21 protein-coding genes are annotated in these 14,733 nt (G+C 31.5%); 10 read left to right on the top strand and 11 right to left on the bottom strand.

The features are described from left to right. Positions 1-5: 5 nt before the first annotated feature. Positions 6-710 (top strand): DUF3298 and DUF4163 domain-containing protein, encoded by a 705-nt coding sequence (locus tag ABGB03_RS14955; protein ID WP_347923474.1) that lies wholly within the window; start codon positions 6-8, stop codon positions 708-710. Here the strand turns inward: ABGB03_RS14955 and ABGB03_RS14950 are convergent. Further along, entirely contained in the window at positions 707-1,951 is a 1,245-nt protein-coding gene (locus tag ABGB03_RS14950) for a sodium:proton antiporter (protein ID WP_347923472.1), read from the bottom strand. The genes ABGB03_RS14955 and ABGB03_RS14950 overlap by 4 nt on opposite strands. Positions 1,952-1,955: 4 nt before the next feature. Next, positions 1,956-2,411, bottom strand: coding sequence for a DinB family protein (locus ABGB03_RS14945; RefSeq protein ID WP_347923470.1), 456 nt, complete (start codon positions 2,409-2,411; stop codon positions 1,956-1,958). Between the two features lie 68 nt (positions 2,412-2,479). On the opposite strand from ABGB03_RS14945, the gene ABGB03_RS14940 reads away from it, so the two are divergent. Then, positions 2,480-2,836, top strand: coding sequence for an ArsC/Spx/MgsR family protein (locus ABGB03_RS14940; RefSeq protein ID WP_347923468.1), 357 nt, complete (start codon positions 2,480-2,482; stop codon positions 2,834-2,836). A 37-nt stretch (positions 2,837-2,873) separates the two neighbouring features. Then, a complete protein-coding gene (locus tag ABGB03_RS14935) occupies positions 2,874-4,037 on the top strand; it encodes a hypothetical protein (protein ID WP_347923467.1) in 1,164 nt (387 codons plus the stop codon). A gap of 19 nt (positions 4,038-4,056) precedes the next feature. On the opposite strand, the gene ABGB03_RS14930 is transcribed toward ABGB03_RS14935, so the two are convergent. Both ABGB03_RS14930 and ABGB03_RS14925 read right to left on the bottom strand, forming a co-directional pair. Then, a complete protein-coding gene (locus ABGB03_RS14930) occupies positions 4,057-4,500 on the bottom strand; it encodes a DUF1761 domain-containing protein (protein ID WP_347923465.1) in 444 nt (147 codons plus the stop codon). Positions 4,501-4,552: 52 nt separating this feature from the next. Then, positions 4,553-5,041, bottom strand: coding sequence for an acyl-CoA thioesterase (locus tag ABGB03_RS14925; protein ID WP_347923463.1), 489 nt, complete (start codon positions 5,039-5,041; stop codon positions 4,553-4,555). Between the two features lie 106 nt (positions 5,042-5,147). On the opposite strand from ABGB03_RS14925, the gene ABGB03_RS14920 reads away from it, so the two are divergent. The 5 genes from ABGB03_RS14920 (at position 5,148) to ABGB03_RS14900 (ending at position 8,163) form a co-directional block, all read left to right on the top strand. Then, complete coding sequence (locus ABGB03_RS14920; protein ID WP_347923461.1) at positions 5,148-6,005, top strand: YicC/YloC family endoribonuclease; 858 nt, start codon at positions 5,148-5,150, stop codon at positions 6,003-6,005. A gap of 2 nt (positions 6,006-6,007) precedes the next feature. Beyond that, a complete protein-coding gene (gene gmk, locus ABGB03_RS14915) occupies positions 6,008-6,586 on the top strand; it encodes a guanylate kinase (RefSeq protein WP_347923460.1) in 579 nt (192 codons plus the stop codon). 3 nt (positions 6,587-6,589) lie between these two features. Continuing rightward, a complete protein-coding gene (gene nadD, locus ABGB03_RS14910) occupies positions 6,590-7,168 on the top strand; it encodes a nicotinate (nicotinamide) nucleotide adenylyltransferase (protein ID WP_347923459.1) in 579 nt (192 codons plus the stop codon). Positions 7,169-7,256: 88 nt separating this feature from the next. Next, positions 7,257-7,490 (top strand): thioredoxin family protein, encoded by a 234-nt coding sequence (locus tag ABGB03_RS14905; protein ID WP_347923457.1) that lies wholly within the window; start codon positions 7,257-7,259, stop codon positions 7,488-7,490. 25 nt (positions 7,491-7,515) lie between these two features. Continuing rightward, positions 7,516-8,163 carry a MarR family winged helix-turn-helix transcriptional regulator gene (locus tag ABGB03_RS14900; protein WP_347923456.1) on the top strand — a complete coding sequence of 216 codons (648 nt, stop codon included), beginning with the start codon at positions 7,516-7,518 and terminating at the stop codon, positions 8,161-8,163. Between the two features lie 51 nt (positions 8,164-8,214). Here the strand turns inward: ABGB03_RS14900 and lysM are convergent, their stop codons facing one another. Further along, complete coding sequence (lysM, locus tag ABGB03_RS14895; protein WP_347923454.1) at positions 8,215-8,700, bottom strand: peptidoglycan-binding protein LysM; 486 nt, start codon at positions 8,698-8,700, stop codon at positions 8,215-8,217. 193 nt (positions 8,701-8,893) lie between these two features. Continuing rightward, positions 8,894-9,817 (bottom strand): nicotinic acid mononucleotide adenyltransferase, encoded by a 924-nt coding sequence (locus ABGB03_RS14890; protein ID WP_347923452.1) that lies wholly within the window; start codon positions 9,815-9,817, stop codon positions 8,894-8,896. A 129-nt stretch (positions 9,818-9,946) separates the two neighbouring features. Here ABGB03_RS14890 and ABGB03_RS14885 point away from each other — a divergent pair, with 129 nt between their 5' ends. Next, positions 9,947-10,948 carry an NAD(P)H-dependent glycerol-3-phosphate dehydrogenase gene (locus tag ABGB03_RS14885; protein WP_347923450.1) on the top strand — a complete coding sequence of 334 codons (1,002 nt, stop codon included), beginning with the start codon at positions 9,947-9,949 and terminating at the stop codon, positions 10,946-10,948. Between the two features lie 89 nt (positions 10,949-11,037). Here the strand turns inward: ABGB03_RS14885 and ABGB03_RS14880 are convergent, their stop codons facing one another. The 4 genes from ABGB03_RS14880 to ABGB03_RS14865 form a co-directional block, all read right to left on the bottom strand. Next, positions 11,038-11,433: a hypothetical protein gene (locus tag ABGB03_RS14880; RefSeq protein WP_347923448.1), complete on the bottom strand. Its 396-nt coding sequence runs from the start codon at positions 11,431-11,433 to the stop codon at positions 11,038-11,040. Positions 11,434-11,597: 164 nt separating this feature from the next. Then, on the bottom strand, positions 11,598-11,906 hold the full coding sequence (locus ABGB03_RS14875) for a GIY-YIG nuclease family protein (RefSeq protein ID WP_347923446.1): 309 nt from the start codon (positions 11,904-11,906) through the stop codon (positions 11,598-11,600). A 56-nt stretch (positions 11,907-11,962) separates the two neighbouring features. Then, positions 11,963-12,982 (bottom strand): phenylalanine--tRNA ligase subunit alpha, encoded by a 1,020-nt coding sequence (gene pheS, locus ABGB03_RS14870; RefSeq protein WP_347923444.1) that lies wholly within the window; start codon positions 12,980-12,982, stop codon positions 11,963-11,965. Between the two features lie 38 nt (positions 12,983-13,020). Then, complete coding sequence (locus tag ABGB03_RS14865; protein ID WP_347923443.1) at positions 13,021-13,377, bottom strand: hypothetical protein; 357 nt, start codon at positions 13,375-13,377, stop codon at positions 13,021-13,023. A 157-nt stretch (positions 13,378-13,534) separates the two neighbouring features. On the opposite strand from ABGB03_RS14865, the gene ABGB03_RS14860 reads away from it, so the two are divergent. Further along, positions 13,535-14,050, top strand: a complete 516-nt coding sequence (locus tag ABGB03_RS14860) for a CvpA family protein (protein WP_347923441.1) — start codon at positions 13,535-13,537, stop codon at positions 14,048-14,050. A 46-nt stretch (positions 14,051-14,096) separates the two neighbouring features. Here the strand turns inward: ABGB03_RS14860 and ABGB03_RS14855 are convergent, their stop codons facing one another. Further along, positions 14,097-14,726 carry a carbonic anhydrase family protein gene (locus ABGB03_RS14855; protein WP_347923439.1) on the bottom strand — a complete coding sequence of 210 codons (630 nt, stop codon included), beginning with the start codon at positions 14,724-14,726 and terminating at the stop codon, positions 14,097-14,099. Between the last annotated feature and the right edge of the window lie 7 nt (positions 14,727-14,733).

Here is a 14,733-nt window from a genome sequence, read left to right as displayed (position 1 = left end):
TTGTGTTGAAAACAAAATATGCTGCTTTATTTTTATTAATAATGGTCTTTTCTTGTGAAGAAACAACCTTAGTAAGTTTTAGTGAAACAAATACCCTTCATGAAGATAATGCTATCATAGAGCTAAACATCCCTAAAGCAGAAGGTGCTTCGGCTCAAGCTAAAGCAATTAACAAAACAATTGAAAACCATATTGCAAATATGTTGGTATTTCTTGAAGAACCCTCAGATACACTTCAATTAAAATATGCTATAAAAACCTTTGATTCTGAATATAAATCTTTTAAAGACGGTTTTGGTGAAAATGCCATGGTTTGGGATGCTAGTGTTGATGGGGAAGTGACTTACCAATCATCTGAACTTATCTCTATTGCAATAAATGGTTATATTAATTCTGGTGGTGCACATGGAAATTTAAATGTCACTTTTTTTAATTTTGACTCCTCGGGAACTCTCTTAAATCTTGATGATTTATTTATCGATAAAGAAGGTTTAATTAAGGTTGCAAAAACATATTTTGAAGAAGAAATCAAAGGCAGTGAAGTTAATTATTTTTTCGGAAAACCTTTTTCTCTTCCTGCAAATATTGGCTTTAATGACGAAGGTGTTGTCTTTTTCTATAATGTTTACGAAATAGCATCTTACGCTGATGGAATTACTGAATTTACAGTGCCTTTTGAAGCTATAGAAAGTTTCTTAAAAATTTACTAGTCTTTAGGCTTTGTTAGTTTTTTAACAATTGGTTCTACGGTTAAACCTTGTCCTATTATTGAAAATGCTACAATTATATAAGTAATTACTAAAAACAATTCCTTATGCATTTCTTGAGTTAAACTTAAAGCTAATGCAATAGAAATACCACCTCTTAAGCCTCCCCAAGTCATAATAATATTAGTATTAGGAACAAACTCTAGTTTTTTATCAAAAAATTTAATTGGCCCCCAAAGAGATACAAATCTTGCTAAAAGTACAATTGGAATCCCTAATAAACCAGCTATGATATAACTACCTTCAAATGTTAATACTAACATTTCCATACCAATCATTACAAATAAAATGGTATTCAAAAACACATCTATAAGTTCCCAAAATTTATCAACATAAGCTTCAGTAATTTCAGACATTGCAGAATTTCTAACAGTATCATTGCCAACTATGAGTCCTGCAGTTACCATTGCTAATGGTGCAGACATATGCAAACTTTGAGCTAGAAGTGTTCCCCCCATTACAGCCGCTATAGTAATAATAACCTCTACTTCATAATCGTCTATAGAGCGCATCATTCTATATGTAATCCACCCAAGAATTAAACCTAAAACAATTCCTCCTAGTACTTCTACAGCAAACATTTCAGTAATGTATCCTAAAGTAACATCACTTCCTCCTTCGGCTATTTTAAAAATTGTTAAAAATATAACAACCCCAACACCATCATTAAACAAAGATTCTCCAACAATTTTAGTCTCCAGTTTTTTAGGCACTCCAGCTTTTTTCAATATTCCAAGTACTGCAATAGGATCTGTTGGTGAAATTAAGGCTCCAAACAGCAAGCAGTAAATAAAATCTACTTGTAATCCTACTAATTGAAGTACATAAAACATAATAATTCCAACCAAAAAAGTTGACATCAATACACCTAGTGTTGCGAATACAAATACTGGCCATCGTTGAACTTTTAGCTGTGCGAAATTAGTATGTAATGCTCCTGCAAAAAGCAGAAAACTTAGCATAATATCAAGTAACACAGTTTTAAAATCTATTTGAGAGATGAGTTCTTTTTCTCTAATTAATAAGGTATCATCAAATTGACCAATAACCACAATTATAAGAGTAAATACAATTGTAATAATCATTAAACCTATGGTAATTGGTAATTTTAAAAACTTAACATTTATATATCCGAAAACTGCCGATAAAACTGTTAAGACTGCTACTACTGAAAAATAATCCATAATGCTATAATGCTCTTTTTAATGCTAAAATATACCCTAGGTGAATGCCTTCATGAAAATTATTAAAAGCAATTGCTTCTTCAACATTTGTCATTGTACTATTGGTAGATGTTGTATAAGTGTTATATTGTTTAAATACTCCTTTTTTATAATCTTCTTCGGTTTGTTTCAATGTAGAAAATAATAGACCCTTAATCTCTTCAACTTCTTTTTGCGTAACATTTCCTTCTACTTTCGTGCCTTTTCTATATTTGGCCACTAAATCATCATTTGTCATCATAGGCAATCCAGATAAGCCATACACTAAAAGCTGCTGAGTTACTATTACATGTGCTAAATTCCAAATGATGTTGTTGTTGAATCCTTCTGGAACTTTGTTCAGTTCTTCTAATGAACATTTCTCAAAAAAAGAGTTTAAAATAGTTCTGTTTTTTAAAGTGATATCAAATTGGTAATTCATTTTATTTAATTAAAAATATAAGTATTAATCTTAATTGATTTTCTTTGTAAAGTTAATGTTTGTTTATCATGAAAAAAATATACTTTTTAAAAACTTGTAATACGTGCATACGTATTATTAAGGAGCTTAATCTTCCTTCTGATTTTGTGCTTCAAGACATCAAAGAACAATCAATTACTGTTTCTCAGTTAGAAGAAATGCATAAATTAGCAGGTAATTATGAAGCTCTTTTTAGCAAAAGAGCTAAGCTTTATAAAGAAATGGATTTAAAAAACCAGTCGCTTAAAGAAGCCGATTATAAACACTACATTTTAGATCATTATACTTTTTTAAAACGTCCAGTAATTATTTTAGACAATCAAATTTTTATTGGTAACTCACAAAAAACTATTAAAGCAGCTAAGTCTCAAATTGAAAAATTGTAGTTTGTAGGGAATTAAAAAAGTTGAGACTAATACTACGATGAATCATTTTAAAGTAGTTACCTATAATACTGTAAGTGCAATTTCTTCTAAACAATGGGGAGAACTTGGATGTACCAGTAATGTCTATTTTAGTCCAGAATTTCTTAATTCGTTCGAAGTCTCTAACCCAAACATAGATTTCAAATACATTGTTGTAGAGAAGAATGACAATGCCATTGCTTTAGCTCTAATTCAAACCATTGAGTTAAGTGTAGACGTCATTTTAAAAAATATAAAATTAGCTAGTTGGTTAAAAAAGATATTTCATAGGCTATTCTGTAATAATTCTATGAAAATTATGACAAATGGAAACATTTTTTTAAGTGGTGAACATGGTCTTTATCTAAAAAATGAAACCGATAAAATTAAAATCATAGATGTTATCGCAACTGAAATAAATTCAATTGCAAGAAGCATTAAACCCCTTCATGCAATTGTCTTAAAAGATTTTTTAAAAGACTCTTTACCTTTAACATGTTATTTTGAAGATTTTGGCTTTACTGCAATGCGCATTGAACCAAATTTAATTTTGAAACTTGACAATGACTGGAAAAACTTTGATGATTATAAAAACAATTTAAAGTCTAAATATCGAGTAAAAGTTAATAAAGCTGATACATCTAGTAGTTCTTTAACCGCACGTTTATTTACTGAGGAAGATTTTGCAATTTATAAAGACCAGCTTCAATCGCTATATGAAAATACTATTGCTAATGCCAATTTTAATGCACAAGTTTTAAATTTAGATACCTATATACATTTACGAGAGAGATATCATGATGATTTTATAGTAAAGGCTTATTTTTTTAAAAACGAATTAGTAGGCTTCCTTTCTGCCTTAGCAAATAATAATCATTTAGATGCTCATTTTATTGGTTTGAATTATAGCTTAAATAGAGAACACGCTATTTACCCAAGAATTTTAAATGATTATGTACGAATTGGTATTGAAAAACGTGTGTCTCATATTAATTTTGGACGAACAGCTTCTGAAATAAAAACAACCATAGGCGCTATTCCAACAGATTTAACCTGTTATATAAAACATAAAAAACCATTCATTAATGCAATTATTAAGCTACTAATTAAAAGAGTAAAAATAAAGGAGTTTAGGCAGCATACACCTTTTAAAACAAAAAAAGAGGCTATAAAAGCCTCTTAATTTAATATTCTACTTCCTTTTAAGCCCAAGCGTTAAGCAATCCTCCCATTAACGCAAAAGTTAAAACCCAATACCCTACATTAATTAGTACGTACTTAGCCGATTTCATTTCGAACAAGGCATTTGTTGCAAATACAGGTAACACTACCATTACAGCAACTAAAACTCCATGAAAAGCTCCATGCTTAAAGGTCATAAACTCACCTTCAGGTCCATGAGGCATTCCTGGGCCTCCGCCTGTCATTACTTGAGTCCAAAGAAAAAATCCTGCTATAAATGCAAAAACCACTGCTAATCCATAGGTTTTTCCAGGATTCATGTTTTTAGCTTTTTCTTCAGTCATGCCAGATTCTTTCATCCATGCAGTTCCAAAAACTTTAGGATGATACCAAGTAAATCCTGTTACTAAAGGTATAATTGCTGCTACAATTAGGGCAATCCAATTAACATCAAATTCTTCCATAATATTATTTGTTTAGTTAGTGTTTTATGGTATTAAGTTAGTAAAAAATCTTTTACAACACGCTGTCAGGGAGGTCAATAGGTTTTTTAATTAAGTTTTTAGTGTCTTCTTTTGTCAGAATTTTAAAGTTTTTAGTTCTTGGGAAACCTTCTATTTTTTGCAAGAATTCGTTTGATATTCTTCCAAATCTTCGTGTTTCTAAATCCATCCATGAAAACAACATTTCGGCATTGGCTAGGTTTTTCCCTAATTCATTATAAAAATTATGCTCCATTTTTATAAAGCGTCCATCCTCACTCATTCCCGAAACTTCTAAACTTACTTTTATCTTATCATCTAGTTCAATTTCTTTAAAATAATACACATGTTCATACATCACAATTGGTCCCAAACCAAAATTGTTAATTACATCTAAACTTAATCCATGACTCATTAAAAAACTCATTCTAGTATCACTCATATATTCTACATAAGTTGAGTTTCCTAAGTGCTTATTTGCATCTAAATCATTCCATCTAATATCAAATGCTTTTATATACATATATTTTAGTTTGCTATAAAGGTAATATTTACAGTTTTATGTTTCAATTTTATGACTTCATTACTTAAGTGATTTAATTATCTTTGTGCAACTTTAAATTTTACAAATGATACAATCAATGACAGGTTATGGAAAATCTGTACTTCAGTTTCCAACTAAAAAAATTTCCTTAGAAATAAAATCGCTTAATAGCAAAAACCTTGATTTGAACACACGTATGCCATCAGTCTATCGTGAAAAAGAATTACATATTAGAAAACTTATTGCATCGCATCTTGTAAGAGGTAAGATAGATTTTTCTTTATATCTAGAAATTACTGGTGAAGAAACTACAAGCAAAGTAAATAAGCCTGTTGTAAAAACCTATATGCAACAACTAAAGGATGTTGTTGATGGTGATGATACTGAATTATTAAAAATGGCTGTAAGGTTTCCTGATGCTTTAAGTACCGAACGTGATGATATTGATGCTGACGAATGGAAACAAATTGAAGATGGTATTAAAGCAACTTTAGAAAAAATTAAGGACTATAGACTCCAAGAAGGAAAAGCCCTAGAAAGTGACTTTAACGATCGAATTAAAAACATTGATAATCTACTTGAACAAGTAATAGCTATTGACCCAGAACGTATCGAAAATGTTAGAGAGCGACTTAGAAAAGGGATTGCTGATCTAAAAGAAAAAGTAGACGAAAATAGGTTTGAGCAAGAACTCGTTTACTATATTGAAAAATTTGATATTACTGAAGAAAAAGTACGACTTCATAATCATTTAGAATACTTTGTCAAGTCACTAAACTCAGCTGATTCCAATGGAAAAAAGCTTGGGTTTATTGGTCAAGAAATAGGTAGAGAGATTAATACTATTGGTTCTAAGGCTAATTATGCGCCTATGCAAAAATTAGTAGTACAGATGAAGGATGAATTAGAAAAAATTAAAGAACAATTATTAAATGTACTTTAATTATGAGTAAGGGTAAACTAATTGTATTCTCAGCACCTTCAGGATCTGGTAAAACAACTATTGTACGACATTTGTTAAAACAGCCAGAACTTAATTTAGAGTTTTCTATTTCTGCAACTTCTAGAGATAAAAGAGGAGAAGAAATCAACGGAAAAGATTACTATTTTCTATCAGCAAAAGAATTTATTTCTAAAATTAAAAAGGATGAATTTTTAGAGTGGGAAGAAGTCTATCGTGATAATTTTTATGGCACTTTAAAAACTGAAGTTGAGCGTATTTGGGCAATGGGGAAGCATGTTATTTTCGATATTGATGTGTCTGGAGGATTACGTATAAAAAGAAAATTTCCAGAGCAGACATTAGCAATTTTCGTAAAACCACCAAGTATCGATGAACTTAAAATACGCCTTAAAAAACGTAAAACAGAAAGTGAAGACAAAATAAATATGCGTGTTGCAAAAGCCTCTGCTGAGTTAGCAACTGCTCCTCTTTTTGATGTGATTATAGAAAATGATTCTTTAGACAAAGCTTTAGATGAAGCTTATACTTTGGTAAACAATTTTATAAATCCAAATACTTGAAAAATGAAAGTTGGTCTTTATTTTGGCACGTTTAATCCTATTCATGTTGGTCATTTAACCATCGCCAATCATTTGGCTGAATATAGTGACCTTGACCAAGTATGGTTTGTAGTAACACCACATAGTCCTTTTAAAAAGAAAAACTCCTTGCTTGATGACTATCAACGTCTAGAGATGGTATATCTTGCCACAAAAGATTATCCAAAATTAAAAGAAAGTAACATTGAGTTTGGACTACCTCAGCCAAATTACACAGTAAACACATTAAGTTATTTAGAAGAAAAATATCCCGAAAATGTATTTGCACTCATTATGGGAGAGGATAATTTAAAAAGTTTTCATAAATGGAAAAACTACGAGGTAATTTTAGCAAGGCATAGTATTTATGTGTACCCAAGAATCTCGGAGGGTAAAGTAAACCACCAATTTGAAGAGCATCCAAATATTGTAAAAGTTGATGCGCCAATTATGGAGTTATCTTCAACCTTTATAAGAAAATCTATTAAAGCTGGAAAAAACGTCAAGCCTATGTTGCCAGAACACGTTTGGCAATACCTTGACGAAATGAATTTCTATAAATAAAATTGTTAAAAACTTAAATATTATTGTTTTTATTTTAATTAGTTAGGATTCCTTACTATATTTATATCAAACTTTTAAATATAAAACTATGAGTAAGTCTATTTTTTATCACGCTGGATGCCCTGTATGTGTAAGTGCAGAACATGACATTATCGATTTAGTTGGATCTAACAATGTTGAAATTATTAATATTGGTACAGAAAGAACTAAAATTGAAGACGCTGAAAAAGCAGGTGTAAAGTCTGTTCCTGCATTAGTAACACCAACTGGAAATGTACTACACATTAACTTTGGTGCATCTATGGCTGATGTAAAAGGTTAATTTTTATTTTTAAAAACAAGTTAGGATGACTAACTTTACCTGTCGATACAATTCGGCAGGTTTTTTTATGAGCAAAAATGTTTTTAATCCAGAGTATCAAAACAAGAATATTTCCAGTAAAATTGTCGCTGGTCTTGAGCGCATTTCAGAAGTATTTAGAGTACTATTATGGGATAAAGCAAAACAGTTTGGCTTAAGCCCTATTCAAATTCAAATACTAATTTTTATTGCTTACCACAAAACTGAGCTCTGTAATGTTAGCCATTTGGCAAAAGAGTTTAACCTTACAAAGCCTACTATTAGTGATGCTATTCGTGTATTACATAAAAAAGAGTTTATCATTAAAGATTTTTCGCAACATGATAGTAGAAGTTATTCTATACTTTTATCTAAATCTGGCAAACAAATAGTCTCTCAAACCGAGAGTTTTGCAAATCCATTACAACAACAAATAAACACCTTTGCAACTGAAAATTTAGATGATTTATTTAAAACCCTAAGCACATTAATTTATAAGTTACATAAAACAGAGATATTAACCGTACAGCGTACTTGTTTTGGATGTAAATTTTACAATATGCGCATGCAAAAAGACTATTGTAATTTATTGGAAAAAGAATTAATAAACTCGGATATTAGAATAGATTGTCCTGAATTTGAAGAAAAAATATAAAAAACCCAGACCTTCAGGTCTGGGTTTTTCTTTATATATAAATTGATAGATTTAGTCTAAGGCTGGAATACGCAATACTTGACCTGGGTAAATTAAATCTGGATCTTTAAGCATTGGCTTGTTCGCTTCAAAAATTACAGGATACTTCATCGCGTTTCCATAAAATTTCTTGGCTATTTTCCCTAAGGTATCACCACTAACAACCGTATGAAATTGAGCTTCTGGTTCTACATGCTCAACTGTCATTTGGTCGTTTACAGTTGCAATTCCGTTAGAATTTCCAACAACCAATACCACTTTTTCTTTTGTTGCTTGATCAAAAGCTGCACCTCTAATTCTTGCATTTTCTCCTTCAATGTGAATCTCTAAGTTTTCAACTTCTAATTGCAAATCTTTTACGGTTTGCATCATGTGCTCCGCTGCCGCTGCTTCTGCCTTTCTTTTTGCTTCTAATGCTTCAGCAGCCTCTTCAGCATCAGTTTTACCAATTCCAAAAACTTTTGCTCCTGCATTTTTAATAAATGAAAATATTCCCATTATTTTGTTTGTTTTAAGGTTATTAAATAATATCTCATAAAGTTCTTAAAATGTTATTGTAACTCCAATTATTGTTAATAACTCTATGTACTGTTTTAGACACAACAGTTTATTTATAGTCACTATAAAAAGAGAAACTGCTTAGAAATATAAATTCTAAGCAGTTTCAAAACTAAAATAACCAACCAAAATTCTAGCTTCTTGTGTTAACCCGTGGGTTATCTTTCTTTTCTGTTTTTTGTTTACGCTTTTTTTGAGATTTAGATGTTTTAGTATCTGTTGTTCTCATATATTCTATATATCCTCTTCCTTCAAATTCGTAATAGGTTCCAGATGTAGGATGATATAATTCTATTTGCGCATCATTAAGAACGTTTAATTCAAAATATTCATTGTCAAAATAATCGTAATCTAATGTTAAAGTTTTTAAGTAGTTATTATTCGCAACATCATGTACTCCGTATTTCCCAGAATAATCCCAGTAAATATTAGCAACATTGCTTACATTTTCATCTTGCGAACTTCTAAAATCTGAATCATCGCCACCAGATAAAAACTGTAAATAGTTTTCGTAATCAAACTCGTTTAATGCACCTACATCACTTGTATATGTTTTTTCCCAAGCTTCATATTCTTGTAAGAAATAATGAATATTATCGTAGAACACAAAATCATAGTCGAAGTTACTACGTTGGTAACCGTTTAAAAAATATGAGGTGTCGTTGTTTGGGTTATACAATTCGATGGTATTAGAATCAATTTGATACACATCAAAGGTGTTAAATCCATCAATATCATGATATATATCTAAAATCATATCATAAGTACCATAGCTTCCTACTGGAATGCCAAAACCATTTCCTTTGCTTCCAATACCAACTAAGTTATTGTTTGCGTAAAGCGTACCGTTTTTAAAAGAGATTGTAAATGCAATTTGTAAAAACGTAGTTTCACCAGTTCCAATTGTTTTATTAATATCTACATACCATAACTCATGAGTATTTAATAACTGATTTAAAGATATTGATGGTTCGTCATCAACAATAACTTCTGTATAACAAGAAGTAAATAATAGTGCTACTAGAGCAAATCCTGAAAGTAGTTTTAAAGTCTTCATAAGCTTTTCTTTTAACATTTATACTTAGAGCTTTTCAAATTACGTGCCAAAATCATAACTCTTTGATTGTCAGCAAAAAATGAAGCACTATATTTTATGTATTTTTGAAACCATGAATTCTAATTATTAGTGATGTCAGATTTAAAGTATGCGGTTTTTGGAGGCGGAAGTTGGGCTACTGCTATTGTAAAAATGCTATGCGAAAATTTAAATGAAGTTGGCTGGTATATGCGCAACAAACAAGCCATAGACTATATAAAAACGCACCAGCACAACCCAAGTTATTTAAGCTCGGTCGAGTTTAATTTATCACAATTAAAACTTAGTAACGACATTAACGAAACAGCTACTTATGCTGATGTACTTATTTTTGTAATCCCTTCGGCATTTGTGCATAATGAGCTTGAAAAACTAACGGTTGATGTCTCTAATAAAACCATAGTATCGGCTGTAAAAGGTATTATTCCAGAATCTGGTTTGTTGGTTGGTGAACATTTTCATGAGTTTTATAACATTCCATTCGAAAATATAGGTGTCATTGCTGGGCCTTGTCATGCCGAAGAAGTGGCTTTAGAGCGCTTGTCGTACTTAACCATTTCATGTGCCGATGCTACAAAAGCGCAAGCCATTGCAGATGCGTTAAGCAGCGACTATATTAAAACCAAAATTAGCGACGATATTATTGGTACTGAGTACGCTGTGATGCTCAAGAATATTTACGCCATTGCAGCTGGAATTGCACATGGGTTGGGTTATGGCGACAACTTCCAGAGCGTATTAATGAGTAATGCCATTCGTGAAATGAAGCGGTTCATTAAGAAGATGCATAAAATGAAACGTAATATTAATAACTCTGCTTATTTAGGCGATTTATTAGTAACTGGTTACTCTGTATTTTCTAGAAACCGCATGTTTGGAAACATGATCGGTAAGGGTTATACCGTAAAATCTGCTATGATGGAAATGAGTATGGTGGCTGAGGGTTATTATGCGACTAAAAGTGCACATTTACTAAATGAAAAAAACAAAAAGAAAACTAAACTACCAATAATTAATGCGGTATATGCCATTTTATATGAAGGTAAAGATGCCAAAAAAGAGTTTAAGAAACTGACTGAGAGGTTGGATTAACTCGCTTGACTTTGTCAAAAAAATATCGAACTTAGTTTAACAACAGATATAAACAATTAAAAAAGTTTATATCAAAGCACTAAACAAAATCACCTCATCAAAACACCTCGTACTTCCATTAAAGGAACTGGTTGCAATACCTTTTTATTAATCGTGTTTTTTCTAAACACATAGGTTTTATCGAACATTTTGTTGTTCTCAAAAAACGTCACCTTAAACTCATTGTTTAATGCTAGAATATCTTCTTGCATAAGTTCAATTTTAGCGTAGCTTTTAGCTGGTAATTTTTCTAATTTATGGCGCATGGTAGACGTCGTTTTTGTTTCAGAATAACCTCTAGTTACAATTAACACCATTTCTAGAGCAACATCTTTATCATTAATGATATACGCGTTCCAATCGTGAGTTTTGTAAACGTCGTTGTACTCATTTACAACAGCTACATACACATTTGATACTTCTGGGATTTGGATATCTTTTTTCATAATTCTTTATCAAAAAGTGTTTGTTCAGAAATCTATCTATTGTTTCAATCTAATTAACCCTAATCGTATTAATCTGAGATTCCTCCACTTCAGTCGGAATGACAATGCTTAAGAATGATGAGAAAAAACACTCGTTACTGTCATTTCGAGCTTGTCGAGAAATCTCAAACAGCATCATTCAAAAAAGTCCAATCAGGATTTTTAAAATTAATCAACCTTTCTTTTTTAGCTCTATTCCATTTTTTAAGTTGTTTCTCTCTTTTAATTGCTTCTTCAATTTCAAAAAAATGCTCAAAATAGATTAAGTATTTACAATTATACTTATGAGAAAATGATTTGGAATGTGCTTCTGGGTTACTATGATAATACAACCGCTCCTTTAAATTATTTGTTACACCTATATATAAAACAGTTTTGTTTTTGTTTGTTAAAATATAAACGTAATAATTATGTGCTGCTTTAATCTTGTTCATAGAAAAAGATTCCTCCACTACGGTCGGAATGACATTAACCTCGTAATGACAATAAATTATAAGGCCGACTTGAATTGATCTAAGAATCGTACATCATTTTCGCTTAATAAACGAATATCTCCTATTTGGTGTAACAACATCGCAATTCGGTCAATTCCCATTCCAAAAGCAAAACCAGAATATACTTCAGGGTCGATGCCACAATTTATAAGCACATTAGGGTCTACCATACCACAACCCATAATTTCTAACCAACCTGTTCCTTTGGTGATGCGATAGTCAATTTCGGTTTCCAGTCCCCAATACACATCCACTTCAGCACTTGGTTCAGTAAATGGAAAATAGGATGGACGCAACCTGATTTTAGACTTTCCAAACATTTCAGTTGTAAAGTATTGCAGTGTTTGTTTTAAATCCGCAAAGCTTACATTTTTATCTATATATAATCCTTCTACTTGATGGAAAAAGCAATGCGAACGCGCCGAAATAGCTTCGTTACGGTATACTCTTCCTGGAGAAATGGTACGAATTGGAGGTTTGTTGTTTTCCATATAACGTACTTGCACAGAACTTGTATGTGTACGCAACAAAATATCAGGATTCGTTTGAATGAAAAAGGTATCTTGCATATCACGTGCTGGATGATATTCTGGCAAGTTCAATGCAGTAAAGTTATGCCAATCGTCTTCAATTTCAGGACCTTCACTAACGTTGAATCCAATACGTGAAAAAATATCTATAATTTGATTCTTAACTAACGAAATAGGGTGGCGCGCTCCAATTTGCACAGGTTCACCAGGACGTGTTAAATCTCCAAAACTCCCTTGAGTTTCGTCTTTTCCTTCTAACTCTTCTTTTAAAGCAGTAACTTTTTCTTGAGCAGTCGTTTTTAATTTGTTAATGACTTGCCCAAATTCTTTTTTTTGTTCATTTGCCACGTTTTTAAACTCAGCAAAATAATCGTTAAGCAATCCTTTTTTTCCTAAATACTTAATTCGGAATGCTTCTATTTCGTCCATAGATTGAGCAGAAAATGCTTCTGCTTCCTCAATGAGCTCTTTAATCTTATCAATCATGATATCTCTTTCAAAATAATGAGCAAATTTAACAAATCTTATGTTATAAACTCTGCTTGAAGAAAATAGTTTACAATGGCTTCTTTCATTAAAACACTTTGCTCGCCAGCTTTTAAATTTGGTAATTCTTCCTTTATAATATAATGTGGCCAACCTTGTTCATCTATATAATCAAACGTATAATACCCATAAGGTTCCAACAATCTACAAATAGCAATATGCATAAGGTTGAGTTTTTCATCTTTTTTGAATTTGCGATGTAACTGTCCTAATTCCTGAACACCAATTAAATAGATAACTGCATCCAAATCTAGAGGATCACCATCAGCAAACTGAGTGGATAGTTTATCAACCACTAACTCCCATCGCTGCTTTAACTGCTCGTCTCTTGCCATACTTATTTTTCGTTAAAACGAAAATCTTTTTTAATTTTTAAATCACAAAGTTACAGAGATATAAAATACTAAGGAAACTCTATCGTTATTATTACACCACACTTTTAATTTCTTTTTTTGAATTTAAAATATGTAGGTTTGTAAAACACATATTTGTATGAATATTTTAGATATCATTTTAGGAGCCCTAATTCTATTTGGTCTAATTCGCGGACTTTCAAAAGGTCTTTTTGTAGAAGTTGCTTCTTTAGTTGCACTTATTGCTGGTGTGTTTGGTGCTATTCATTTTAGTGATTTTGCTGCTGGTTTTTTAGAAACCAAAGTAGATTGGAACGAACAAACCATTAATATTACTGCATTTGCCATAACCTTTGTAATAATTGTATTAGTTATTTCTCTAGCTGGAAAAGCATTGACAAAGCTAGCAGATTTTGCTGCTTTAGGAATGTTAAATAAACTTCTTGGTGGTGTTTTTGGTGCGTTAAAAATTGGTCTGATTTTGAGTATTGCATTGATGGTTTTTAGCAAAATGAATAGAACCATTCCCTTTTTAGAAGCTGACAACATAGAAAATTCTGTACTATACAAACCAGTAGAATCATTAGCTCCTATGATTTTTCCTTACATTATAAAAGAAGAATTGCCTGCAGAAACAGCATCTTCAAAAAAATAAATAAAAAGCCGCTAATAAGCGGCTTTTTTTATTACTCATTACATGTCTATAATAATTCTACTTTTCCTGAAGATAGCATATAAACACCTCCAACTATAGTTATCTCTCCATTGTCTTCCATTTCTTTTAGAATTGGACTTCTCTCGCGTATTCTGTCTATAGTAAGTTTTACATTGTTGGCAACAGTTGCTGCAACAAAATCGTTGTTAGATGAGTTTGCTTCACCTTCAACTGTTTCTGAAGATAGTTTTACTGCAGGAGTAATGTTACTTAATAAATGTGTTATGTTACCTAACTCTACACCATCGCAAGCTGCTTTTACAGCACCGCAAGCTTCATGACCTAGTACAAAAACTAATTTACTTCCTGCAACTTTACAAGAATACTCCATGCTTCCGAGTATATCTGTGTTTTCAAAGTTTCCAGCTACACGAGCTACAAAAACATCTCCAATTGCTTGATCTAAAACCGTTTCTACTGGTACTCTAGAATCAATACAAGATAGTACTACAGCTTTTGGAAATTGTCCTCCTACTGTTTGTTCAACCAAAGCTTTATTGTCTACACTTTGAGTATTTCCAGATGTAAATCTTTTGTTTCCTTCCATTAAATCAGTTAATACTGATTGTGGCGTTAATGTGTCTTGAACTTCTTTTGTAATTGCTATGTTTTTCATGATTTTC

This window comes from Pontimicrobium sp. SW4, from assembly GCF_039954625.1.
Taxonomy (GTDB): domain Bacteria; phylum Bacteroidota; class Bacteroidia; order Flavobacteriales; family Flavobacteriaceae; genus Pontimicrobium.
The sequence above is the reverse complement of the archived record's forward strand: the minus strand, read 5'-3'. Positions and strand labels throughout refer to the sequence as shown.

Bases quoted from the DNA above. Each gene is read 5' to 3' on its own strand.
- ABGB03_RS14950 (WP_347923472.1), bottom strand. From the start codon at position 1,951: ATGGATTATTTTTCAGTAGTAGCAGTCTTAACAGTTTTATCGGCAGTT.
- ABGB03_RS14945 (WP_347923470.1), bottom strand. From the start codon at position 2,411: ATGAATTACCAATTTGATATCACTTTAAAAAACAGAACTATTTTAAAC.
- ABGB03_RS14940 (WP_347923468.1), top strand. From the start codon at position 2,480: ATGAAAAAAATATACTTTTTAAAAACTTGTAATACGTGCATACGTATT.
- ABGB03_RS14935 (WP_347923467.1), top strand. From the start codon at position 2,874: ATGAATCATTTTAAAGTAGTTACCTATAATACTGTAAGTGCAATTTCT.
- ABGB03_RS14930 (WP_347923465.1), bottom strand. From the start codon at position 4,500: ATGGAAGAATTTGATGTTAATTGGATTGCCCTAATTGTAGCAGCAATT.
- ABGB03_RS14925 (WP_347923463.1), bottom strand. From the start codon at position 5,041: ATGTATATAAAAGCATTTGATATTAGATGGAATGATTTAGATGCAAAT.
- ABGB03_RS14920 (WP_347923461.1), top strand. From the start codon at position 5,148: ATGATACAATCAATGACAGGTTATGGAAAATCTGTACTTCAGTTTCCA.
- gmk (WP_347923460.1), top strand. From the start codon at position 6,008: ATGAGTAAGGGTAAACTAATTGTATTCTCAGCACCTTCAGGATCTGGT.
- nadD (WP_347923459.1), top strand. From the start codon at position 6,590: ATGAAAGTTGGTCTTTATTTTGGCACGTTTAATCCTATTCATGTTGGT.
- ABGB03_RS14905 (WP_347923457.1), top strand. From the start codon at position 7,257: ATGAGTAAGTCTATTTTTTATCACGCTGGATGCCCTGTATGTGTAAGT.
- ABGB03_RS14900 (WP_347923456.1), top strand. From the start codon at position 7,516: ATGACTAACTTTACCTGTCGATACAATTCGGCAGGTTTTTTTATGAGC.
- lysM (WP_347923454.1), bottom strand. From the start codon at position 8,700: ATGGGAATATTTTCATTTATTAAAAATGCAGGAGCAAAAGTTTTTGGA.
- ABGB03_RS14890 (WP_347923452.1), bottom strand. From the start codon at position 9,817: ATGAAGACTTTAAAACTACTTTCAGGATTTGCTCTAGTAGCACTATTA.
- ABGB03_RS14880 (WP_347923448.1), bottom strand. From the start codon at position 11,433: ATGAAAAAAGATATCCAAATCCCAGAAGTATCAAATGTGTATGTAGCT.
- ABGB03_RS14875 (WP_347923446.1), bottom strand. From the start codon at position 11,906: ATGAACAAGATTAAAGCAGCACATAATTATTACGTTTATATTTTAACA.
- pheS (WP_347923444.1), bottom strand. From the start codon at position 12,982: ATGATTGATAAGATTAAAGAGCTCATTGAGGAAGCAGAAGCATTTTCT.
- ABGB03_RS14865 (WP_347923443.1), bottom strand. From the start codon at position 13,377: ATGGCAAGAGACGAGCAGTTAAAGCAGCGATGGGAGTTAGTGGTTGAT.
- ABGB03_RS14860 (WP_347923441.1), top strand. From the start codon at position 13,535: ATGAATATTTTAGATATCATTTTAGGAGCCCTAATTCTATTTGGTCTA.
- ABGB03_RS14855 (WP_347923439.1), bottom strand. From the start codon at position 14,726: ATGAAAAACATAGCAATTACAAAAGAAGTTCAAGACACATTAACGCCA.